The 21,761-nt window shown below is 70.0% G+C and carries 21 protein-coding genes and 1 pseudogene; 8 read left to right on the forward strand and 14 right to left on the reverse strand.

Annotated elements, in window-relative coordinates:
• Nucleotides 1-157 precede the first annotated feature (157 nt).
• From DYE23_RS17045 to DYE23_RS17060, 4 genes are all read left to right on the forward strand, one after another.
• A complete protein-coding gene (locus DYE23_RS17045) occupies nt 158-754 on the forward strand; it encodes a GNAT family N-acetyltransferase (RefSeq protein ID WP_011893855.1) in 597 nt (198 codons plus the stop codon).
• Between the two features lie 26 nt (nt 755-780).
• Entirely contained in the window at nt 781-1,470 is a 690-nt protein-coding gene (locus DYE23_RS17050; RefSeq protein WP_011893854.1) for an LppM family (lipo)protein, read from the forward strand.
• Nucleotides 1,471-1,555: 85 nt separating this feature from the next.
• Nucleotides 1,556-2,635 carry a bifunctional (2E,6E)-farnesyl/geranyl diphosphate synthase gene (gene idsA2 / locus DYE23_RS17055; RefSeq protein ID WP_115327723.1) on the forward strand — a complete coding sequence of 360 codons (1,080 nt, stop codon included), beginning with the start codon at nt 1,556-1,558 and terminating at the stop codon, nt 2,633-2,635.
• Between the two features lie 4 nt (nt 2,636-2,639).
• Entirely contained in the window at nt 2,640-4,223 is a 1,584-nt protein-coding gene (locus DYE23_RS17060; protein ID WP_115327724.1) for an alpha-(1->6)-mannopyranosyltransferase A, read from the forward strand.
• Here DYE23_RS17060 and DYE23_RS17065 read toward each other — a convergent pair.
• Entirely contained in the window at nt 4,144-4,548 is a 405-nt protein-coding gene (locus DYE23_RS17065) for an Rv2175c family DNA-binding protein (protein WP_013471457.1), read from the reverse strand. The genes DYE23_RS17060 and DYE23_RS17065 overlap by 80 nt on opposite strands.
• Before the next feature lie 51 nt (nt 4,549-4,599).
• Here DYE23_RS17065 and DYE23_RS17070 point away from each other — a divergent pair, with 51 nt between their 5' ends.
• Nucleotides 4,600-5,808: a protein kinase domain-containing protein gene (locus tag DYE23_RS17070; protein WP_115327725.1), complete on the forward strand. Its 1,209-nt coding sequence runs from the start codon at nt 4,600-4,602 to the stop codon at nt 5,806-5,808.
• Between the two features lie 23 nt (nt 5,809-5,831).
• Here the strand turns inward: DYE23_RS17070 and DYE23_RS17075 are convergent, their stop codons facing one another.
• The 3 genes from DYE23_RS17075 to DYE23_RS17085 are packed head-to-tail and all read right to left on the reverse strand — an operon-like array spanning nt 5,832 to nt 8,623.
• Nucleotides 5,832-7,238: a class II 3-deoxy-7-phosphoheptulonate synthase gene (locus DYE23_RS17075; RefSeq protein WP_011893849.1), complete on the reverse strand. Its 1,407-nt coding sequence runs from the start codon at nt 7,236-7,238 to the stop codon at nt 5,832-5,834.
• A 13-nt stretch (nt 7,239-7,251) separates the two neighbouring features.
• Nucleotides 7,252-7,731: a polyadenylate-specific 3'-exoribonuclease AS gene (locus DYE23_RS17080; RefSeq protein WP_011893848.1), complete on the reverse strand. Its 480-nt coding sequence runs from the start codon at nt 7,729-7,731 to the stop codon at nt 7,252-7,254.
• A gap of 1 nt (nt 7,732) precedes the next feature.
• Nucleotides 7,733-8,623: a hypothetical protein gene (locus DYE23_RS17085; protein ID WP_011893847.1), complete on the reverse strand. Its 891-nt coding sequence runs from the start codon at nt 8,621-8,623 to the stop codon at nt 7,733-7,735.
• 84 nt (nt 8,624-8,707) lie between these two features.
• Between DYE23_RS17085 and DYE23_RS17090 the strand changes: the two genes are divergently transcribed.
• Nucleotides 8,708-10,000, forward strand: a complete 1,293-nt coding sequence (locus DYE23_RS17090; protein ID WP_011893846.1) for a glycosyltransferase 87 family protein — start codon at nt 8,708-8,710, stop codon at nt 9,998-10,000.
• On the opposite strand, the gene DYE23_RS17095 is transcribed toward DYE23_RS17090, so the two are convergent.
• The 5 genes from DYE23_RS17095 to DYE23_RS17115 form a co-directional block, all read right to left on the reverse strand.
• Nucleotides 9,997-10,719, reverse strand: a complete 723-nt coding sequence (locus DYE23_RS17095; RefSeq protein ID WP_115327726.1) for a lysophospholipid acyltransferase family protein — start codon at nt 10,717-10,719, stop codon at nt 9,997-9,999. The two genes, DYE23_RS17090 and DYE23_RS17095, sit on opposite strands and share 4 nt — an antisense overlap.
• A gap of 97 nt (nt 10,720-10,816) precedes the next feature.
• On the reverse strand, nt 10,817-11,221 hold the full coding sequence (locus tag DYE23_RS17100) for a hypothetical protein (protein WP_011893844.1): 405 nt from the start codon (nt 11,219-11,221) through the stop codon (nt 10,817-10,819).
• Nucleotides 11,218-12,477: an ArsA family ATPase gene (locus DYE23_RS17105; RefSeq protein ID WP_013471455.1), complete on the reverse strand. Its 1,260-nt coding sequence runs from the start codon at nt 12,475-12,477 to the stop codon at nt 11,218-11,220. The genes DYE23_RS17100 and DYE23_RS17105 overlap by 4 nt, the downstream gene beginning before the upstream one ends.
• Nucleotides 12,470-12,907: an SRPBCC family protein gene (locus DYE23_RS17110; protein WP_011893842.1), complete on the reverse strand. Its 438-nt coding sequence runs from the start codon at nt 12,905-12,907 to the stop codon at nt 12,470-12,472. The genes DYE23_RS17105 and DYE23_RS17110 overlap by 8 nt, the downstream gene beginning before the upstream one ends.
• A gap of 72 nt (nt 12,908-12,979) precedes the next feature.
• Nucleotides 12,980-13,369, reverse strand: a complete 390-nt coding sequence (locus DYE23_RS17115) for a polyketide cyclase / dehydrase and lipid transport (protein WP_115327727.1) — start codon at nt 13,367-13,369, stop codon at nt 12,980-12,982.
• Between the two features lie 96 nt (nt 13,370-13,465).
• Here DYE23_RS17115 and DYE23_RS17120 point away from each other — a divergent pair, with 96 nt between their 5' ends.
• On the forward strand, nt 13,466-15,271 hold the full coding sequence (locus tag DYE23_RS17120) for an AMP-dependent synthetase/ligase (RefSeq protein WP_011893840.1): 1,806 nt from the start codon (nt 13,466-13,468) through the stop codon (nt 15,269-15,271).
• Nucleotide 15,272: 1 nt separating this feature from the next.
• Here the strand turns inward: DYE23_RS17120 and DYE23_RS17125 are convergent, their stop codons facing one another.
• The 4 genes from DYE23_RS17125 to DYE23_RS17140 form a co-directional block, all read right to left on the reverse strand.
• Nucleotides 15,273-16,409 (reverse strand): glycosyltransferase family 4 protein, encoded by a 1,137-nt coding sequence (locus DYE23_RS17125; RefSeq protein ID WP_172527928.1) that lies wholly within the window; start codon nt 16,407-16,409, stop codon nt 15,273-15,275.
• A complete protein-coding gene (locus DYE23_RS17130; protein WP_115327728.1) occupies nt 16,406-17,257 on the reverse strand; it encodes a basic secretory protein-like protein in 852 nt (283 codons plus the stop codon). The genes DYE23_RS17125 and DYE23_RS17130 overlap by 4 nt, the downstream gene beginning before the upstream one ends.
• Nucleotides 17,226-18,362, reverse strand: a complete 1,137-nt coding sequence (gene ripC, locus DYE23_RS17135; protein ID WP_115327729.1) for a peptidoglycan hydrolase RipC — start codon at nt 18,360-18,362, stop codon at nt 17,226-17,228. The genes DYE23_RS17130 and ripC overlap by 32 nt, the downstream gene beginning before the upstream one ends.
• A gap of 160 nt (nt 18,363-18,522) precedes the next feature.
• The gene (locus DYE23_RS17140; RefSeq protein WP_013471452.1) at nt 18,523-18,765 is read right to left on the reverse strand and encodes a hypothetical protein; all 243 of its coding nucleotides are present in this window, start codon (nt 18,763-18,765) and stop codon (nt 18,523-18,525) included.
• Between the two features lie 105 nt (nt 18,766-18,870).
• Between DYE23_RS17140 and DYE23_RS17145 the strand changes: the two are divergent.
• A pseudogene (locus tag DYE23_RS17145) lies at nt 18,871-20,661 on the forward strand (DEDD exonuclease domain-containing protein); the annotation flags it as partial.
• On the opposite strand, the gene trpD reads toward DYE23_RS17145, so the two are convergent.
• Nucleotides 20,599-21,693 carry an anthranilate phosphoribosyltransferase gene (gene trpD, locus DYE23_RS31135; protein ID WP_011893835.1) on the reverse strand — a complete coding sequence of 365 codons (1,095 nt, stop codon included), beginning with the start codon at nt 21,691-21,693 and terminating at the stop codon, nt 20,599-20,601. The pseudogene DYE23_RS17145 and the gene trpD overlap by 63 nt on opposite strands.
• Nucleotides 21,694-21,761: the final 68 nt, after the last annotated feature.

The following is a 21,761-nucleotide window of genomic DNA, read 5'->3' on the forward strand; positions in this document are numbered from 1 at the left end:
GTACGGGCACTTAACAGTAATGATACGAGCTGAAACTGAGCCGTACCACCTTGTTCGCTGCCCGATTCTATGACGTACCCCGTCGGTGGGTATCACCACCTCCGCGTCCCGATAATGGTAGTCGGCCGCACGATCGAATCCAGGAGGGGACGAACACTTGGCGACACGTCTGATCGATCTGTCGCCCAGCGATATGCAGCAGCGTCTCGGCGATGCCCTCGCGGTCTACGTCGATGCGATGCGCTACCCCCGCGGCACCGAGGACCAGCGGGCATCGATGTGGCTCGAGCACATCCGTCGGCACGGCTGGAAGGCCGTCGCCGCCGTCGAGGTATCCGGCGACCCCACCGACGCGGACCATCTTCCGGCGCGCGCGCCGCTACTCGGCATCGCCTACGGCTACTGCGGCGCGCCGGACCAGTGGTGGCAGCAACAGGTCATCTCCGGCCTGCGCCGCAACGGCGCCGACGCCGACCGCATCTCCGAGCTGATGAGCAGTTACTTCGAGCTCACCGAGCTGCACATCCACCCGCGCGCCCAGGGCCACGGCCTCGGCGAGGCCCTGATCCGCCGGCTGCTGCAGGACCGCACCGAGCGCCAGGTCCTGCTCTCGACACCGGAGATCAACGGCGAGGCCAACCGGGCCTGGCGGCTCTACCGCCGCCTCGGCTTCACCGACGTGATCCGCGAATACCACTTTGCGGGCGACCCGCGCGCATTCGCCATCCTCGGACGCCCACTCCCGCTGACCTGACCGCACCCGTCTGGCACGATGACCAGGTGCTGACCCGTCACCGCACCCGCAGACGCCTGCTCGCGATGGTGTTGTTGCTCCTGGTCGTCGCGCCTTCGCTGATCGGTTGCGTGCGCGTCCGGGCATCGATCACGGTGTCCCCCGACGACCGCGTCTCGGGTCAGATCGTCGCCGCAGCCATCCCGCGCGACGACAACGACAAGGGTCCGCAGCTGCTCAACAACCTGCCGTTCGCCCAGAAGGTCGCCGTCTCGGACTACAGCCGCGACGACTACGTGGGCTCCCAGGCCACCTTCTCCGATCTGACCTTCGCCGAGTTGCCCCAGCTGGCCGCGATGAACCGGGACGCCGCCGGCGTGGACATCTCGCTGCGCCGCGCCGGCGACCTGGTGATCCTGGAGGGACGTGTGGACCTCACCTCCCTCAGCGACCCCGAGGCCGACGTGTCGCTGTCGGTCGCGTTCCCCGGCGAGGTGACCTCGACCAACGGGGACCAGATCTCGTCGTCGGTGGTGGAGTGGAAACTGCGGCCCGGCGTGGTGAGCACGATGAACGCCCAGGCCCGCTACACCGACCCGAGCGCGCGCTCGTTCGCCGGCGCGGCGATCTGGCTGGGCGTGGCGTCCTTCCTGGTCGCCGGGATCGTCGCATGGCTGGCCTACAGCAACAGGGACAGGTCGCCGCGCCCCGGCGAACCGCAGGAACAGACGCACTGAACCTTATTTGCTCGCTGCCGACCGCCAGGCTTTACGCTGTGCACTCGGGGCGTGATCGACGAGGAGAAAGGGGCGCCCGCTGAGCGTGGACGCAGCGGCACCGTCAGCCGTCGAGCTGGTGAACGCCGTCAACGAGGAACTGCGCGAGTACCTGCGCGGGCGCCGCCGCGACGCCGCCTACATCGGCACCGACTACGCGGTCCTGACGGAGGCTCTCGAGGAGTTCGTCCTGCGCGGCGGCAAGCGGCTTCGTCCGGCGTTCGCGTACTGGGGATTCCGCGCCGTCGCCGGCACAGAGCCCGAACCGCACATCATGCGGCTGTTCTCCGCACTCGAGCTGCTGCACGCGTGCGCACTCGTCCACGACGACCTCATCGACGCGTCGGCCACCCGGCGCGGGCTGCCGACCGTGCACCGCATCTTCAGTGAGCGCCACCGCAGCAACAACTGGCTCGGGTCCTCCGATCAGTTCGGGCTTTCGGCGGCCATTCTGCTCGGCGATCTGTCGCTGGTCTGGGCCGACGACATCATCGCCGAGGCGCCGATCGACGACGCCGCGCACCGGCGGGTCCAGCGCGTGTGGGCGGCGATCCGCACCGAGGTGCTCGGCGGCCAGTACCTCGACATCGTCAACGAGGCCAGCGGCAGCGAGACGGTCGCGTCGGCACTGACGGTCAACATCTACAAGACCGCGTCCTACACGATCTCGCGTCCGCTGCAGCTCGGCGCCGCCGCCGCGGGCGACCGGCCCGAGATTCTCGAAGCGTTCCACGAACTCGGCACCAGCCTGGGGGTGGCCTTCCAGCTGCGCGACGACGTGCTCGGCGTCTACGGCGATCCGGCGGTCACCGGCAAACCCTCCGGCGACGACCTGCGCTCGGGGAAACGCACCGTCCTGCTGGCCGAGGCCGTTGAGCTCGCCGACCGGCACGACCCGCTCGCGGCCCAACTGCTCCGGACCTCCATCGGCACCGACCTCAGCGACGCCCAGGTCAAGGAGCTCTGCCTGGTCATCGAAGCGGTCGGCGCACTCGCGGCAGTCGAGAGCCGGATCGACACCCTCACCCGCCGCGCCCTCGACATCATGAACTCGGCCCCGATCGACGTGCGGGCCAAGGCCGGGCTGGCGGAGCTCGCCAGATTGGCCGCGAACCGGTCCGCCTAGGAGCATGACGTCGAGCATGTCCCAGACTGCCGCGGCCCCGAACCATCTCCGGCGCCTCAAAGAGTTCACGCTGTCCCGACAGGGCCGCCCCGCCCTCGTCGGCGCGCTCGGCGCCGTCCTGCTCACCGCCGGCGGACTCGGTGCGGGCAGCACCCGCCTGCACGACCCGCTGCTGGAGTCGATGCACCTGTCCTGGCTGCGGTTCGGCCACGGCCTGGTGGTGTCCTCGCTGCTGCTGTGGGGCGGTGTGGCGCTGATGGTCCTCGCGTGGGTGTGGTTGGGCCGGCACGTGATCGACCGCACCGCAACCCAATACACGATGCTGGCCACCACGGCGTTCTGGCTGACGCCGCTGCTGCTCAGCGTCCCGCTGTTCAGCCGCGACACCTACTCCTATCTGGCTCAGGGCGCGCTGCTGCGTGACGGGTTCGACCCCTACGTCGTCGGCCCGATCGAGAACCCGAACTCCTTGCTGGACAACGTCAGCCCGATCTGGACGACGACGACCGCACCCTACGGCCCGGCGTTCATCCTGGTCGCGAAGTTCGTCACGATGCTCGTCGGCGACGACGTGGTGGCCGGCACGATGCTCCTGCGGCTGTGCATGCTTCCCGGTCTGGCACTGCTGATCTGGGCCGCGCCGCGGGTCGCCCGGCACGTCGGCGCCAGCGGGGCGGCCGCGCTGTGGATCGCCGTGCTCAACCCGTTGGTGATCATCCACCTGATGGGTGGCGTGCACAACGAGATGCTGATGGTCGGGCTGATGATGGCCGGCATCGCGCTGTGCTTCGCCGGACGCAACGTCTCGGGCGTCACGCTGATCGCGGTGGCCGTCGCGGTCAAGGCGACCGCGGGGCTCGCCCTGCCGTTCATGGTCTGGGTCTGGGCGCGGCAGTTGCGGGACCGGCGAGGCTTCTCCCCCGCCAAGGCGTTCGCCGCGGCGACCGCCGGTTCGGTGCTCGTCTTCGTCGTCGTGTTCGCGGTGTTGTCGCTGGCCGCCGGCGTCGGGCTGGGGTGGCTCACCGCGCTGGCCGGTTCGGTGAAGATCATCAACTGGCTGACCGTACCGACCGCGATCGCGAACCTGACCAACGCCGTCGTCGGTCTCGTGATGCCGGTGAACTTCTACGCGGTGCTGGAGACCACCCGCATCATCGGGATCGGCGTGATCGCGATCTCCGCGCCCCTGCTGTGGTGGCGTTACCGCCGCACCGATCGTGACGCGCTGATGGGGATCGCGCTCGTCATGGCGGTCGTCGTGCTGTTCGTGCCCGCCGCCCTGCCCTGGTACTACACCTGGCCGCTGGCCGTGATCGCGGCGCTGGCCCAGTCGCGCCGCTCGATCGCCCTGATCGCGGGATTCTCCACCTGGATCACCGCGATCTGGCGGCCCGACGGCGCGCACGGCATGTATTCATGGGCACACGTGCTGCTGGCCACCGCCTGCGCGGCCGCCGCGTGGTACTGGCTGTCGAATCAGCCCGAAGGGGCGGACCGCCCCGAGGATTTCAGTACGCCATCGCCTGCGCGCGACGAACCACCTCGCGGGCCTGATGCGAGTGCAGCGCGTCGACCGGACGCGCGTTAGCCTGCTCCTCGCCGGCGCCGTCGCGGCGGATCGCCAGTGACGGATCCGGGGTGAACAACCACCGCACGATCTCGGTCTCGGTGTATCCGCCGTCGTGCAACACCACCAGGAGCCCGGGCAGGCTCTTGACCACATGCCCGTGGTCGTCGAAGAACGCCTTGGGTACGACGATGGACCGGTTGCGGCGCACCGCGATCAGATGACCGTCGCGCAGGTGCTGATGCACCTTGGAAGCCGGGATGCCCAGAAGCTTCGACACCTCGGAGACCTCGTAGACGGCTTCGTCGGGATCCAGAACGTCCTCGGCAGTCGGAATGCTGCTCATCGCACAGAGTCTAGAGCTCGCCGAAGCCACTTCGCGATCCCGGCTCGTACCATGATCCCGATGGAGACCTACCAGCAGCCAAGCCCACTGACCGGGGTCGTGCTGGACTGTCGCTACCAGGTGGACACCCTGATCGCGGCCGGCGGTACGTCGGACGTCTACCGCGGACTCGACCTTCGGCTCGACCGGCCCGTCGCGCTCAAGATCATGGACTCGCGCTACGCCGGCGACGAGCACTTCATGACGCGGTTCCAGCGCGAGGCCCGCGCGGTGGCGCGGCTCAAGGACCCCGGCCTGGTCGCTGTCTACGACCAGGGCCTCGACGGCCGCCACCCCTTCCTCGTCATGGAGCTGATCGAGGGCGGGACGCTGCGCGAACTCCTGCGTGAACGCGGACCGATGCCGCCGCACGCGGTGGCCGCCGTGCTGCGGCCCGTGCTGGGCGGGCTGGCCGCCGCCCACGCCGCCGGGCTGGTGCACCGTGACATCAAGCCCGAGAACGTCCTGATCAGTGATGATGGCGACGTCAAGATCGCCGACTTCGGCCTCGTGCGCGCGGTGGCCGAGGCCAAGATCACCTCGACGAGCGTGATCCTCGGGACCGCGGCCTACCTGTCACCCGAACAGGTCGCCACCGGAGAAACCGATTCCCGCGGCGACGTCTACTCGGTCGGGGTCATGGTCTACGAGCTGCTGACCGGTCGCACCCCCTTCACCGGGGACTCCTCCCTCGCGGTCGCCTACCAGCGGATGGACCGCGACGTCCCGCCGCCGAGTGCGGCGATCCGCGGCGTGCCAAGGCAATTCGACGACCTGGTGCACTGCGCGACGGCGCGCGACCCGGCGGGCCGGTTCGCCGATGCCGCCGAGATGGCCGACCAGCTCGACGTCATCGTGCGCGAACTCGATCTGCCGCACTTCCGGGTGCCGGCGCCGAAGGTCTCGGCGTCCCACAGCTCGGCGGACACGACCGCGTTGACGGCCCGGACGAACCAGCCGACGAACACCAGGGTGTTCAGCCGCGACGAGCTCCCCGCGTTCGACGACGACACCGACGACGACTCCGAAGCCGACACCGAGTACGACGAATATCCCTCACACACAGGACATTTCGCCGGTGTCGAGCTGGAGCACTTCTACTGGGCGCGCCAGCGCGCGCGCAGGGCCCTGCTGTTCTGGGTCATCGCGGTGATCACGCTGGCAGGGCTGGCCGCCGCCGGCGCATGGACGCTCGGCGCGAACCTGCCCAACCTGATCTAGTCGCGGAGCATCTCCGCTGCGGCCTAATCGCGGAGCATCTCCGCGACCAAGAAGGCCAGCTCCAGCGACTGCTGCGTGTTCAGCCGCGGATCGCACGCCGTCTCGTAGCGCCCGGCCAGGTCGGTGTCCGAGATGTCCTGTGCCCCACCGAGACACTCGGTGACGTTCTCACCGGTGATCTCGACGTGGATGCCGCCGGGGTGGGTCCCCAGCGCCCGGTGCACCTCGAAGAAACCCTGCACCTCGTCGACGATGCGGTCGAAGTGGCGGGTCTTGTAGCCCGTCGAGGACTCGTGGGTGTTGCCGTGCATCGGGTCGCACTGCCAGATGACGCGGTGGCCCGACGCCTGCACCTTCTCGATGATCGGCGGCAGCACGTCGCGGACCTTGTGGTTGCCCATCCGGCTGACCAGGGTGAGCCGGCCCGGCTCGTTGTTCGGGTCCAGGCGCTCGACGTACTCGACCGCAAGCTCGGGCGAGGTCGTCGGCCCGATCTTGATGCCGATCGGGTTGGCGATCACCTCGGCGAAGGCGACGTGTGCGCCGTCGAGCTGACGGGTGCGCTCCCCGATCCACACGTAATGGGCCGACAGGTCATAGAGCTTGGGCTCCGACGACAGAGCGGGGTCGGCCAGGTCACCGGTCTCCATGCGCAGCATCGCACGCTCGTAGTCGAGCACCAGCGCCTCGTGGCTGGCGTAGATCTCGGCGGTGTCGAGGTTGCGGTCGTCGACCCGGCACGCACTCATGAACCGCAGTCCGCGGTCGATCTCGCCGGCCAGCGCCTCGTAGCGCGCACCCGCGGGCGAGGTCCGGACGAACTCCCGGTTCCAGTCGTGCACCTGGTGCAGCGACGCCATCCCCGACGACGTCAGCGCGCGCACCAGGTTCATCGCCGCGCTGGCGTTGGCGTAGGCGCGCACCAGTCGCGACGGGTCGTGGTCGCGCACCGCGGCGTCCGGTGCGAAGCCGTTGACCATGTCGCCGCGGTAGGACTTCAGACCCAGCGCGTCGACGTCCGACGAGCGCGGCTTGGCGTACTGCCCGGCGATGCGGGCCACCTTCACCACCGGCATGCTCGCGCCGTAGGTCAGCACCACGGCCATCTGCAGCAGCGTGCGGATGTTCGCGCGGATGTGCGGCTCGGTGTTGTCGACGAACGTCTCGGCGCAGTCGCCGCCCTGCAGCAGGAACGCCTTGCCCAGCGCGACGTCGGCCAGCTGCCCCTTGAGCCGCTCGATCTCCGACGGCACCGTCACCGGCGGCACGCTCTCGAGCACCTTGCGCATCGCGGCGGCCTGGCCGGCGTCCCAGGACGGCTGCTGCAGCGCCGGCTTGGCCAGCGCGGCGTCGAGACGCTGCCGCAGATCCGCGGGCAGCGGCGGGAGCGCGGGCAGCTGGTCGATGGGTACGTCGACGGTCCAGTTCACGCCGTCAATGGTATTACCGGCCGGTCATCAGGCGATAACGCACCAGGTTGTGCTTGGCGTCGACGAGCGCGTCATGCGCATCCCGCGGGCGCGGAGGCATCCGCGGAGAGCCCCGGTCCTCCCAGAATTGGCGCAGCTCGCGGGTGAACCGGGGAATCGCCGGCGGCAGGTCGGTCATCGGTCCCCACAGCTGGCACAGCACCACATGGTCGTACGCGCCGACCCACGCCCACAGCTCGATCGGCTCGTCGCCGTCGATGCCGAAGAAGTCCTCCAGCTCGGTGCGGATCGTCCGCCGTGATCGCCACAGCGGCGACGCCGGCGACGGCAGCTTCGGCAGCACGTGCTTGCGCACCCAACTGCCGGCCCGCTCCGGGTCGAACTCGGTGGAGATCGCGTAGTACTCGCGGCCGTCCTCGGCGGCGACCCCGATCGAGATCAACTCGATCGTGCGGCCGTTGTCGATGAACTCGGTGTCGTAGAAGTACCGCAATCTAGGAGGCTTTCTGTGGGGCGGGCTCTCGCTCGGCGGGAGCGGGCGCGGCGTGGATCTCACGGTCGAGTTGCTCGTCGACCAGCGCGTCGTCCGGGAACTTCGGCATTCCGGCGATCGCGTCCTGCAGCCACAGTTTGGCCTGCACCACCGGTCGTCGCAGCCAACGTTCCCGCTCCAGCGCCCTGTGCATCTTGCGGGGCCTGCTCGTGTAGCGCCAGCGCGCCCACGGCGCGTGCGGCCGCGACAGCCGGACCGCGCCGATGACGAGCAGCGGCGTGATGAACATGCCCACCAGCCCGGTCCACACCTTGCCCTTCAACAACACGATCACCGCCAGGGCCAGCGTCGCCAACGCAGCCACCACGACGATGGCGCGTGTCGTCACCGACGGGTCGTCCTGCCAGTCCGCGACGTCGAAGAACGACAGCGGATTGAACCCCAGGATCAACAGTCCCGCCACCGCGACGGCGACGAACACCGCGTCGACCGAGGTGCGGCCGTCCTCGGCCCAGTACACGTCCTCGAGATGCAGGATCAGCGCGAACTCGTCGAGGACCAGCGCCGCGCCGACCCCGAACAGGATTGACGCGGCCGTGAACTCGGGTACACCGCCGTCGACCGCGATCGTCACCATCGTGATACCGGAGACCATGACCAGGACGACACCGATCACCACGTGGTGGATGTGCAGCCCGCCACCGGCCGAGATGTTGCGGGGCTGCCACCACTTGCGGGGCGCGTCGCTGCCGGCCTGGCTGCGGATGTACCGCACGATCGTGCGGGTGATGAAGAACGTCAGGATGAAGGCGACCAGGCAGCACACCAGCGGAAGCCGCGACGACGGGATGTGCACGGAGAAGCCGAGGTCGAGGTCGAGGTCCGAGCGCACCCAGAAAACTTACGCCGACCTGCGTGTGTCGAGCGCGGGATACCCGCCGACTCGCGGATCGGCCCCGATAGTCTGGACCCCGACATGAGTAATCGGCGGTCGCCCGGCGGGGCTGGTTGGGGTCCACGGCTCCTGTGGCGGCTGTTCCAGCTGCTGACGCTCGCTGCGCTGGTCATCGCGGCGTCGCGCCTCCTCGGCCACGTCCCGTACCGCATCGACATCGACGTGTACCGGATGGGTGGACGGGCCTGGCTGGACGGCCGGTCGCTCTACGCCGACGGCGCGATGTTCCAGACGCGGGGCGGCCTGGAGCTCCCGTTCACCTACCCTCCGCTGGCCGCGGTCGCGTTCTCACCGTTCGCGATGTTGTCGCTGGAGGCGGCCAGCCTCGCGATCACCGCGACGACGCTGGTGCTGCTGCTCGTCTCGACCGTGATCGTGCTGACCCGCCTCGACGTGTGGCCGACGACCGGGGTGACACGAGAGCCCGCGTGGGTCCGCCGGTGCTGGCTGGCCGCGGCGATCGTCGCGCCCGCGGTCATCTTCTGCGAGCCGATCCGGGCGAACTTCGACTTCGGCCAGATCAACGTCGTGCTGATGACGCTGGTCCTCGCGGACTGCGTACCGCGCCGCACACCGTGCCCGCGGGGCGTGCTGCTGGGGCTGGCGATCGCGGTGAAACTCACCCCCGCGGTGTTCCTGCTCTACTTCCTGCTCCGCCGGGACACGCGCGCTCTGCTGGTCACCGCGGCCTCCGTGGTGGTCGCGACGCTGGCCGGTTTCGCCTTCGCCTGGAGCGACTCCTGGGAGTACTGGACCGAGACCGTCCGCAACACCGACCGCATCGGTACGGCGACGCTGAACACCAACCAGAACATCGCCGGCGCCCTGGCCCGGCTGGGGCTGGGAGAGGACGCGCGGTTCCTGCTGTGGGTCGCGCTGTGCTTCGCGGTCCTCGCGCTGACGGTGTGGGCGGCGCGGCGGGCGCTGAGGGCCGATCAGCCGGTGCTCGCACTGATCTCGGTGGCGATGTTCGGCCTGGTCGTCTCGCCGGTGTCCTGGTCGCATCACTGGGTGTGGATGTTGCCGACGGTGGTGGTCACCGCGGTGCTGGCGGTCCGTCTGCGCCACGCCCTGCTCGGCGCCGTCGCCACCCTCGGGCTGGTGCTGATGGTGTGGTCGCCGATCACTCTGCTGCCCGAGCATCGCGAGACCACCGCGGCGTTGTGGCGCCAGCTCGTCGGCGGGTCCTACCTGTGGTGGGCGCTGGCTGTGATCGTCGCGATCGGCACCGTCACGCTCCACCGCGACACCACGCCCGGCGTGGACGCCCGCGAGCCCGGCGCCGAACCCGGCACCGAGGTGCTCAAGGCCTAACCGGCGGCCGATTCCGGGAGGCGAGTCGGCGGCTTGGGGGCCGCGTCAGCTTTTCCCAGCTTCACATCAGCGGCGTAGAGGTCGACGTACTCCTGTCCCGACAACCGCATCAGCTCGTACATGACCTCGTCGACGACGGCGCGCTCGATGAAGCGGTTGCCGGCCAGCCCGTCGAAACGGCTGAAGTCCATGGGCGGCCCGATCTTGGCCCGGACCCGTCCGAACCGCAGTCCCTTCCCGGGCGGGTTGACCTCGTCGGTGCCGATCATCGCCACCGGGATCACCGGGACCTGGGTCTGCAGTGCAAGCCTGGCCAGGCCGGTCTTGCCCTTGTACAGCCGGCCGTCGGGCGACCGGGTGCCCTCGGGATACATCCCGAGCAGTTTGCCCTGACCCAGGATCCGCTCGGCGGTGGTCAACGCGGCCTGCGCACTGTCGGCGTCGGTGCGGTCGATCGGCACCTGGCCGACGGCGGTGTAGAACCACGCCAGGAACCGGCCCTTGACCCCGGTGCCGGTGAAGTACTCGGCCTTGGCCAGGAAGGTGATGCGGCGGCGCACCAGCAGTGGAAGGTAGAAGCTGTCCATCACCGCCAGATGATTACTGGCCAGGATCGCCGAACCGTCGGCCGGAATGTGCTCCAGCCCTTCGATTTTCGGCCGGGCGATCAAAGCCAGCAGGGGTCCGAGCAGGACGTACTTGAACAGCCAGTACCACATGGACCCTCCGGATCACCCGACCGCGGCGCGGTCAATATGCTCTTCGACAACATTACCCACCGCAGGTGGATGCCACTACATGTGCGCCTGAGTGCTTCTACTCATCGATGTCGACAGGGATGTGCTGATAGCGGCCGGGCGGATCTGGTGGCGCCGGATCCGGCGATCCCGCACCGTCCGGCGGCGGGGTGTCCGGAGTCGGCGGCTCCGGCGCACCGACGGTGGCTGTGCCCGCGTCGTCCATGTCGTCGAGCATCGCCTTGAGCACCGTCAGAAGCGCGACGGAATGATCGGCGACCACCGTCAGAAGGGGGTGCTGTTCGCCGGAGATCAGCGCGGCGAGCGCGCACACCGGGCACCAGACCTGCTGGCACTGACCGGGGACGCCCGCGGACGCCTGTGCGCGCGCGGCCGCCAGCCGGATGACCGGGTCCAGTCTGTCCAGGATCGACTGCGCGAGCGCGCGCAGTTCGGGCCCGAGTTCGGGGTGCGCCCCATTCACCGCGGCCACACCTCCGGATTCGGTCGAAATCGCACCGTCAGCTCGGTGCCGCGCAACTGGGCACCGATGACGGTGCACCGCCGCAACACCGATGCCAGGCGGACCCGGCGCCGCATCCCGCCGGCGCCGATGATCAGGTCGTCGTCGACCCTACCCAACGACAAGGCCGTCGGGTCCACCTGAGGTAGCTCCAACCGCAGCCGATACACCGCGTCCAGGCCGGATCCGGACTCCCGGTCGACGACCGGGCGCACCGGTCCCGGCGGCGCCGACCCGTCGCGGCGGCGGGCCGCGTCGAGCAGCTCCCCGAGCGCCTTGGGGCCGATCGGCTCGCCCGGCAGATGGGGCACCATCACCAGCGCCACATCACCGATGGCGCTGTCGAGGTCATTGAGGACCGCCTGCTGTTCGGAGATCCGTTCCGAGTACCAGTCGAAGGCCGGATGGGCGGGCAGGTTCTGGTACTCGAACGAATCGTCTTGCACCAGCACCTGATTGACGATCAGCTCGGCGACCTGCACACCCATCAGCGACAGCGCGCCCAGCGTGCGGACCGCTTCGGCGGCGACCACGCGCTCGGGAGTCATCACCAGGTGCGCGCTGACCCTCGACCCGTCGGTGAGCAGCCTGCCGAGTTCCTCGGTGCCGGCGCCGACCCGTTCCAGCAGCCCGACCACGACGGCGGTGCGCGCGTCGTCGGCACTGGACAGCCGGCGGTGGCGGGGCCAGGCCCGTTCCAGGTACAGCGCGAAGGTCGCGGGCAGTGTGAGCATCCGCATCGCATCGGCCGTCGACGCGCAGTCGACGACCACGAGGTCCCACTCCCCCGAGTCGGCGAGTTCGCCGACCTCGTGCAGGCCCAGAACCTCCTGGACGCCGGGTAGCGCCGAAAGCTCTTCGGGGGCAATGTCTCCGATGTCGGAATCGGGGAACCGCTCGGCCAGCGGTCGTGCGACCTCGAGCCAGCGGGCAGCCAGCAGCGCCAACGTGTCGAGCGCGAGCGCGTCGAGCGAACCGCCGCCGGAACCGGCCGCGTCGAGATCGGCCAGCACCCGCGTCGGCCGGCGCAGGCCCGTCGGCACGAGGCTCACGCCGAGCACGTCGCCGGTCGAGTGCGCCTGGTCGGTGGACACGATCAGCACCCGCGACCCGGCACGGGCAGCGCGGACCGCGGTCGCGGTCGCCAGCGTCGACTTCCCTACGCCACCCTTGCCGACGAACAGACTGATGCGGGCGGCGGGACCCCGCTCAGTCAGTCTCCACTCGCTTCTTGAGATCCTTCAGGGCCGTGTCCGTCAGCCGCCGCTCGGCTTTGCGTTTGAGCAGGCCGATCATCGGGATGACCAGATCGACCGACAGCTCGTAGGTGACGTCTGTTCCGGATCCCTTGGGCGACAGGCGATACGCCCCATCGAGGGCCTTGAGCAGCGAACTCGACACCAGCGACCACGTCACCGACTTATGGTCGGCGGGCCACCTGTAGGCGAGCACCATGGTGTCCTTGAGCACCGCGGCGTCGAGCACCAGCCGGGCGACCTTCGGGTAACCCTCGGCGTCGGCCTCGAGGACCTCGGTCTCCTTGTACTCGGCGACCCAGTCGGGGTACGAGCCGATGTCGGCGATGACGTCCATCACCGTCGACGGGTCGGCGTCGATATAGATGGTCTGCGCCGTCTTGTCTGCCACTGGAGCCTTCCCCGATCTGGTCTGGTCGCTGGCCAGAAATCTACTCTCCCGACCTGGTATGCCCGCGATGCTTCAGGCCAACCGCGAGACCCCGACGGGCCGTCCCGCCTCAAGCGTGCGCTTCACCTCGAAGGCCATGTCCTTGCCCGCGACCCGCCGTCGATGGTTCATCTTCGGCAGGTTCATCTTCGCCAACTGCCGCGCGGCCACACCCGAGGGCTCGGCGTGCAGGAAGTAATGCACTATGACGCCATCGAGCACCTTCTCCAACCAGACCTCCATGGTCCCGGTCAGAGCGCCGGTCACCTTCCAGCGCTGCCCCGCCTCGCCCCGGTCCTCGACGACCTCCAGCCGGAGGTCCGGCCACCAGCGCGACCAGCTCGACCGGTCGGCGACCGCCTCACCGACGGCGACCGGATCGGCCGCGACGAAGGTTTCGTCGGCGATCTGGATGCTGTTCATGACACAAAGCTTCACACATGCCCGGATACGATCGGGCGCGGGACGACTACGCTGTACACGGCATTGTGGCCTGTAAAGCGAGAGGGCGATTACCCGATGACTGCGCGTGAGTTCACCGTTCCGGCACCATTCACCGTCGAAGAGCGCGACAACATCGTCGGCGCCGTCTTCACCCACGAACGCGACGATCCCGATCACGTGATCTTCCAGCGGCTGGTCGACGGGAAATGGATCGACGTCACCGCGCGGCAGGCCGCCGGGCAGATCCGCTCCGCGGCGCGCGGGCTCATCGCCGAAGGCGTGCAGGCCGGCGATCGCGTGGCCCTGCTGTCCGCGACGCGGTACGAGTGGCCGATCCTGGACTTCGCGATCCTGTCGATCGGCGCGGTCACGGTGCCGATCTACGAGACGAGCTCGGCCGAGCAGGTCCAGTTCGTGCTGGCCGATTCCGGCGCCGTCGCCGCGATCGCCGAGACCGACGCGCACGCCGCGCACATCGAAGCGCAGCGCGACACACTGCCGGCGCTGCGCAGGATCTACGTCATCGACGGTTCCGTCCCCGCGCTCGACGAGCTCGCCGAAGCCGGCGCCTCGGTCGACGCCGCCGCCGTCGACGAGCGGGTCGCGTCCATCAGGTCGACGGACGCGGCCACGCTGATCTACACCTCGGGCACGACGGGCCGACCCAAGGGCTGCCAGCTGACCCACTCCAACCTGCTCTACGAGATCCGCGGGGCCAAGGCGTGCTTCCCCGAGCACCTGGCCAAAGGCGAGAAGCTGCTGGTGTTCCTGCCGCTGGCGCATGTCCTGGCCCGCGCGTTGACCATCGGCGCGTTCAGCAACGGCGTCACCCTCGGCTTCACCAGCGACATCAAGAACCTGGTTCCGATGTTCGCGGTCTTCCAGCCGACGCTGGTGGTGTCGGTGCCCCGGGTGTTCGAAAAGGTCTACAACACCGCCGAACTGAACGCCGAGACCGGCGGCAAGGGCAAGATCTTCACCGCGGCCGCGAACACGGCGATCGAGTACAGCAAGGCACTCGACAGCGGCGGCCCCGGTCTGGTGCTCAAGCTCAAGCACGCGCTGTTCGACAAGCTGGTCTACGGCAAGCTGCGCGCGGCGCTGGGAGGCCGCTGCCACGCCGCGATCTCCGGCGGCGCGCCGCTGGGCGCCCGGCTGGGCCACTTCTACCGCGGCGTCGGCCTGTCCATCTACGAGGGCTACGGCCTCACCGAGACCAGCGCGGCGATCACCGTCAACCGGGTCGGCGACCTGCGGGTCGGTTCGGTCGGCAAGCTGGTGCCCGGCAACAGCATGCGTCTCGGAGAGGACGGCGAGCTGTTGGTCAGGGGCGGTGTCGTGTTCAACGGCTACTGGGGTAACGAGGAGGAGACCCGTGCCGTGTTCACGGACGGCTGGTTCCACACCGGCGACCTCGGCGCGATCGACGACGACGGTTTCCTGACGATCGTCGGCCGCAAGAAGGAGATCATCGTGACCGCCGGCGGCAAGAACGTCGCCCCGGCACAGCTGGAGGACCGGCTGCGCGCGCATCCGCTGATCAGCCAGGCCATGGCCGTGGGCGACCAGCAGCCGTTCATCGCCGCGCTGATCACCGTCGACACCGAGGCGTTCCCCGGCTGGAAGGAGCGCCACCACAAGGCCTCCGACGCCTCCGTCGCCGATCTCGCCGACGATCCCGACCTGCTCGCCGAGATCGAGCTGGCGGTCAAGGACGCCAACCAGGCGGTGTCGAAGGCCGAGGCGATCCGGAAGTTCCGGATCCTGCCGGTCGACTTCACCGAGGACACCGGCGAGCTGACCCCGACGCTGAAGGTCAAGCGCAAGGTGGTGGCCGAGAAGTTCGCGGCCGACATCGAGGCGCTCTACGCGAAGGGCTGAGCTACAGGAGCCTTGCCAGCCTTTCGGCCTGCAGGCTCCACCGCCAGTTGTCCACTGCCCACTGCCGGCCCGCGGCGCCCATCGCCGCGGCCCGTGCCGGGTCGGCGAGCAGCTCACCGACCGACGCCGCTATCGCGCCGACGTCCCATCCGTCGACGACGAGCCCGGTCTCCCCGTCGCGCACCGTCTCCGGGGCACCGCCGGACCGGCCGGCGACCACGGGCACCCCGGTCGAGGACGCCTCCAGGTAGACGATGCCCAGCCCCTCGACGTCGAGCCCGGAACCCCGTGTGCGGCAGGGCATCGCGAACACGTCGGCCATCGCATGATGGGCGGGCAGCTCCTCGCCCGGCACGCCGTCGGTGAACACGACGTGGTCGGCCACCCCGAAGTCGTGGGCCAGACGGTGCAGCGATGTGCGGTACGGTCCGCCGCCGACGATGACCAGCGCCGCGCCGGGCGCGCGCTGACGGATCGCCGGCAGCGCCCGGATCAGCATGTCCTGGCCCTTGCGTGGGACGAGACGTGACACGCACGCGACCACGGGCCGGTTGCCGAGTCGGTACCGGGCGCGCATCTCGGCGCGCGCGACCTCGTCGGGGACGAAGCGGTCGGTGTCCACACCCGGCGGGACGTGTTCGAGTGCGGCATCGGGACCGAACGCCGAGGCGAAGCGCCCGCGGGTGTACGCGCTGATGTAGGTGACGACGTCGGTGTCGTTGCCGATGCGGCGCAACGCGTTTCGCGCCAGCGGCAGCATCGACCACCCCACCTCGTGGCCGTGGGTGCTGGCGATGACGCGCCGGGCGCCGGCGGCGCGGGCCAGCGGCGCCATCAGCGCCAGCGGGGCGGCCGCACCGAACCAGACCGTGTCGATGCCACGTTCGGCGATGATCTTGCGCATGCGCAGCGCAACGGTCGGTTCGGGCAGCATCAGCGTGCCGGGGTGCCGCACGACCTCATATCCGGTCGCGGCGGCGACGGCGTCGTAGTCGGGAGCGCCCTTCCACTTCGGGGCGTACACGGTCAGGGTGTGGTCACCGGACGCGACGAGGTGGCCGACCAGGGCTTCGAGGTAGGACTGGATGCCGCCCCGGCGTGGCGGAAAGTCGTTGGTGACGAGCAGGATTCGTTTCACGAGTCCGCCCACAGCAAGGCCGGCTCCACTCCGAGGACGGTGCGGACCGCGCCGTCGAAGTCGGCGTGACCGTGCCCGCACGCGGCGACGTAGAGGGCGCGCAGCGTGTCCTCGCCGTAGACGCCGGCGACGTACGACGCAAACTCCCAGGCCCGGTCGTAGGCCTCGTCGCGGGCCGGCCCCGGGGCGGCCATCTCCGCGTCGGAGGGGAACCCCCGCGGAGCGGCGGGCGGGGTGGCCGCGGGGGGGCGGGCGACGTAGTCGGCGACGCCTTCGGTGAACCACACCGGCGCGTCGGCGGCGGTGTCCGCGCGGGCGGCGTAGTGGAACAGCTCGTGGCGCACCACGGTGCGCAGATCCGCGTCGTCCATCGCGGTGGCGCCGGGGGCGAACGTGATGCGCTGCGCAGTGGTCGTCGCCGCGATGCCGTCCCCTCCGCCACCCAGCGTCGCGAACTGTCCGGTGGTGCCCGCGACGACGATCGGGATGTCGCGCGGCCACTGTGGCCCCCAGAACGCGGTGACCGCGGCGGTGGCGGACGGCAGTTCGGCGGCGATGCGGTCGAGGAGCGCGCCGCCGCCGGGGGCGCCCAGGTCGGCCAGTTGCGCGGTGCGGCCGTCGGGGGTGGCGACCGTGCGTGTCGAGGGTCCTGTCGGTGCGGGTTGCGGGGAGTGCGTGGCCGGGACCGGAGCCGCGACGGCCGGAACCGGTGCGGACACCTGCGGTCCGGCGATCAGCAGCACCGCGCAGATCAGCTCCGCACCGAACACGGCCCCGAGCCGGCGTCTGTCGACCGAGCGCGGGAGCCGGGACGGGCTAGTAGCGACGGACGTTGTAGATCGGCGCATTGTTCACCGGGGCGACGCGCACCGGTGTGCCGTACGTGGAGGCGTGGACCATCATCCCGTCACCGATGTAGATGCCGACGTGCGACGCATCGGAGTAGTACGTGACCAGGTCACCGGGCTGCATCTGATCCGTCGACACCGGCTGTCCGCCGCGTGCCAGCGCCTGGCTGGAGTGCGGCAGTGCGATGCCCGCCTGCTGGAAGGACCACATCACCAGGCCCGAGCAGTCGAACGCGCCGGGTCCCGAGCCGCCCCAGGAGTACGGGGAGCCGATGCGGCTCAGCGCGGCCTGGATCACCGTCGTGGCGGCCGGCGATCCCGGCGGGGCGATGTCACCGGGCGGAATCGCTCCGGGGACCGGCGGCGCGGGCGGTGCGGCGAGAATGGCCGGGTCCTGTCCCGGAGCCGGCGGAACCGGCAGTGCTGCGGGCACCGGCGGCGGCGGAGGCGCCGCGGCCAGCGTCTCGCGCTGCGTCGGCGTCAGCGCCTCGTACTGAGCCTTGACGATCGCGATCTGGGTCTGCAGTTGGCTCTGCTTGGACTGCAGGTCGGCCCGCACCGCCGCGGCCTGTTCGGCGGCCGTCTTGGCCTCGGTGGCCGAAGCGGCGGAGGCCTGCTCGGCGATCTCGGCCTGCATGCCGGCGTCGCGGAAGGCCGCCATCTGGGACTGCATCTCGGTCGCCATCACGCGCTGCACGGACATCTGGTCGATCAGGCTCTGCGGCGAGGACGCGGTGAGCATCGCGTCGAAACCGGACGCGCGGCCACCCATGTACTGGGCCGCGGCGAGCTTGTCGACCTTGCCCTGGTAGTCCGCCAGCCGATGCCGGGCGGCTTCCACGGCGGCCAGGTCGCCGGCGTGCTTGGACTCCGCGGCCTGCTGGATCGCCAGCTTGCTGTTGAGGTCCAGCTGCGCCGAGTGCATCGCCTCGGTGGTCTGCTCGGCCTGCCGGGACAGCTCGTTCATCTTGGCCAGCGCATCCGCGGCGGGATCGGCGTAGGCCTGACCGGTCAGCACCGCACCGAAGACGGCCAGGCCGGTCATCACGCCGATGAGGGTTTGCCGGTAACGGCGAATGCGCCAATGCGCGCGGTCGAGCGTCAAGATTTTGCGTCCTTCAACTGCCGTGACGAGCCGCCTCGAACTCACTTAGGTCTCAGATAGGTTACGAAACGGCAACGGCCTTGTCCAACGGAAGAGGCAAACTTAACAACCCTTTTTAAGGATCCCTGCCAGGATTCGGGCCGCCGCGTCCGGCGTGTCGCTACGCCACGCCGGTGTCTCGCTGCCGGTGGATCGGGACCAGCCGCAGGCGCGGCGCCAGGCCCACCTCCGCCAGCACCTCCAGCGCCCGCCGCTCATCCATGTGCAGCGTCTCGGGCACCCCGAGCAGGACGCTGACGACGCAGTCCTGACACCCGTGGCCGCGCACAGCGCAGTCGTCGCAGTCGATCTTGACGGTCCCGCCGTCGGCTCCGTCGCCCGGTGGCCGCTGTTGTTGTGTCATCGCACCTGCCCTCTCAATCGCAGTCGCCCGCACGGTATCGACGGCCACCGACAGGTCCGGCCCTGCTTCACCACAGTTGTCACCCACGGCGCTTACGTTTGCGCCATGGGTCAGCTCAGCTTCTCGGATGTGGATCCGCGGGCCGACCCGACGCTGCGCGAGACCACGTTCGTCGTCGTCGACCTGGAGACCACCGGAGGCCGCGCCTCCGGTGACCGCCACGACGCCATCACCGAGATCGGTGCGGTGAAGGTGCGCGGCGGCGAGGTGCTCGGCGAGTTCGCCACCCTGGTCGATCCGGGTCGTGCGATACCGCCGCAGATCGTCGCCCTGACGGGGATCACGACGGCCATGGTCTATGACGCGCCCAGGATCGAATCGGTACTGCCCTCATTCCTCGAGTTCTGCCGCGGAGCCGTACTCGTCGCGCACAACGCCGGCTTCGACATGGGTTTCCTGCGGGCCGCGGCCGAACGCAACCAGGTGCCGTGGCCCAAGCCGCCGGTGCTGTGCACCGTCGCGCTCGCCCGGCGGGTGCTGACCCGCGACGAGGCCCCCAGCGTGAAGCTGTCCGCGCTGGCCCGGCTGTTCGGCGCCTCCACCACGCCGACGCACCGCGCCCTCGACGACGCCCGGGCCACCGTCGACGTGCTGCACGCGCTGATCGAGCGGGTCGGCAACCAGGGCGTGCACACCTACGCCGAACTGCGCGCGTATCTGCCCGATGTCACACCCGCACAACGCCGTAAGCGCCATCTCGCGCACTCGCTGCCGCGCAGTCCCGGCGTCTACCTGTTCCGCGGACCGTCGGCGGAGGTTCTGTACGTCGGCACGGCGGTCGATCTCCGGCGCCGCGTCGGGCAGTACTTCAACGGGGCCGATCCGCGGACCCGCATGAAGGAGATGGCGTCGCTGGCCACGGCCGTCGACCATGTGGAGTGCGCGCACGACCTGGAGGCCGGCGTGCGCGAACTTCGCCTGCTCGCCGCGCACGCCCCGCCGTACAACCGCCGCTCCAAGTTCCCGCACCGGTGGTGGTGGGTGACGCTCACCGACGAGCCGTTCCCCCGCTTCTCCACGGTGCGCACCCCCCGCACCGACAGCGCGGTGGGGCCGTTCCGCTCGCGTGCGGACGCGTTCGACGCGGCGGCGCTGATGGCCCGTTTCACCGGGGTGCGAACCTGCACGAACCGACTGGGCCGCAAGGCTTTTCACGGCCCGACGTGTCCGGAGCGGGAGGTCTCCCCCTGCCCCGCCGTCCGTGACGCCGACGCGCAGGCCTACGCCGCTGCGGTGGCGGATGCGCGCGCGCTGATCGACGGACGCGACGGCCGACCCCTCGCGGCGGCGTTGTCCCACATCGCGGATCTGGCCGAGCGCAACCGCTACGAGACCGCGGCCCGGTTGCGCGACCACGCCGCGGCAACCATCGACGTGCTCTGGCGGGGCCAACGACTACGGGCACTGTCGACCATCCCCGAACTCGTCGCGGCCAAGCCGGACGGCGACCGCGGCTGGCACCTCGCCGTCGTCCGGCATGGTCAGCTCGCGTCGGCGGGGGTGGCGCCGCGCGGCGTACCGCCGATGCCGGTGGTGGACGCGTTGACCGCGGCCGCGCAGTCGGTGTTGCCCGGTCCGGGACCACTCGGCGGCGCGCTCGTGGAGGAGACGGCCCTGATCGCACGCTGGCTCGGCCAGGCCGGGGTGCGGATCGTGCGCGCCGACGCGGGCTACTGCTCTCCGGTCGCCGCGGCGGGCCGCTGGGCGCACTGGGCGGCCACGGCCCGGTCGGCGCGGCTGGCCGCCGAACAGCTCAGTGCCTCACGGCTCGGCTCAGAGCTCCTGGGTGAACCGCACCCAACGCGCGAGCAACTGTTCGGCCGCCCCGGAGTCGATCGCCTCCTTCGCCCGCGCGAGACCGGACTCCCACGCGGGAACCCACTTGGCGTCGCTGGATAGGCCCGCGTGAGCGACCATCGCACCCGCGGCGTTGAGCAGGACCGCATCCCGCACCGGACCCGTGGCGCCGCCGAGCACCTCGCGGGCCGATGCCGCGTTCGCCTCCGCGTCGCCCCCGGTCAGCTCGGACACGTGCGCCCTGGCGAACCCGAACGCAGCGGGATCGAACGTCAGCCGCTCGACGGTGCCGGCCTGCACCCGCCAGATCGTGCTCGTCGTGGTCGTGGTCAGCTCGTCGAGGCCGTCGTCGCCGTGCACCACCAGCGCACTGGAGCCGCGGGTGGCGAACACTCCGGCCATCACCTCGGCGAGATCGCCCCATGCGCACCCGATCAGGCCCGCCCGCGGCTTCGCGGGGTTGGTCAGCGGACCGAGCAGGTTGAACACGGTGGGCACCCCGATCTCCCGACGCACCGCGCCCGCGTGCCGATAGGACGGATGGAATTGCGGAGCGAATGCGAACCCGATGCCCACCTCGGCCACGCAGCGTGCGACGTCGTCGGGGCCGAGGTCGATGCGCAGGCCGAGCGCTTCGAGCGTGTCGGCGCCGCCGGACAGCGACGACGCCGCGCGGTTGCCGTGCTTGACGACGGGCACGCCCGCGGCCGCCACGACGATCGAGGCCATCGTGGACAGGTTGACGGTGTTCGCGCCGTCGCCGCCGGTGCCGACGATGTCGACGGTGTGCGTCCCGATCGTGTCGGTGGGGACCGGAAGCGCGTGCTTGAGCATGATCTCGGCCAGCTCGGTGACCTCCGCCGACGTCGGCCGCTTCATCTTCATCGACACCGCGAACGCGGCGATCTGGGCCGGGGTCGCGACGCCGGTCATGATCTGGTCCATCGCCCAGGCGGTCTGGCCCGGAAGGAGGCTCTGTCCGGTGGTCAGACGGCCCAGGATCATCGCCCAGGTCGGGGTGTCACCAGGGTCGGTCGTCGGTGCTGCGGGCCTGGGCGGAGGAGTAGTCACACACGGGATTATGACGAATTGCTCGACCCGGGTGGAGTTCAACAACTACAAAGCGTCATACTTGCTCC

It is taken from the genome of Mycolicibacterium gilvum (assembly GCF_900454025.1).
Taxonomy (GTDB): Bacteria; Actinomycetota; Actinomycetes; order Mycobacteriales; family Mycobacteriaceae; genus Mycobacterium; species Mycobacterium gilvum.

Excerpts from the sequence above, each read along its gene's own strand:
- DYE23_RS17130 (WP_115327728.1), bottom strand. The coding sequence starts at position 17,257 with ATGCGCCGATCTACAACGTCCGTCGCTACTAGCCCGTCCCGGCTCCCG.
- DYE23_RS17115 (WP_115327727.1), bottom strand. The coding sequence starts at position 13,369 with ATGAACAGCATCCAGATCGCCGACGAAACCTTCGTCGCGGCCGATCCG.
- DYE23_RS17120 (WP_011893840.1), top strand. The coding sequence starts at position 13,466 with ATGACTGCGCGTGAGTTCACCGTTCCGGCACCATTCACCGTCGAAGAG.
- DYE23_RS17065 (WP_013471457.1), bottom strand. The coding sequence starts at position 4,548 with ATGAGCAGCATTCCGACTGCCGAGGACGTTCTGGATCCCGACGAAGCC.
- DYE23_RS17140 (WP_013471452.1), bottom strand. The coding sequence starts at position 18,765 with ATGACACAACAACAGCGGCCACCGGGCGACGGAGCCGACGGCGGGACC.
- DYE23_RS17060 (WP_115327724.1), top strand. The coding sequence starts at position 2,640 with ATGACGTCGAGCATGTCCCAGACTGCCGCGGCCCCGAACCATCTCCGG.
- DYE23_RS17095 (WP_115327726.1), bottom strand. The coding sequence starts at position 10,719 with ATGTGGTACTGGCTGTTCAAGTACGTCCTGCTCGGACCCCTGCTGGCT.
- DYE23_RS17090 (WP_011893846.1), top strand. The coding sequence starts at position 8,708 with ATGAGTAATCGGCGGTCGCCCGGCGGGGCTGGTTGGGGTCCACGGCTC.
- DYE23_RS17070 (WP_115327725.1), top strand. The coding sequence starts at position 4,600 with ATGATCCCGATGGAGACCTACCAGCAGCCAAGCCCACTGACCGGGGTC.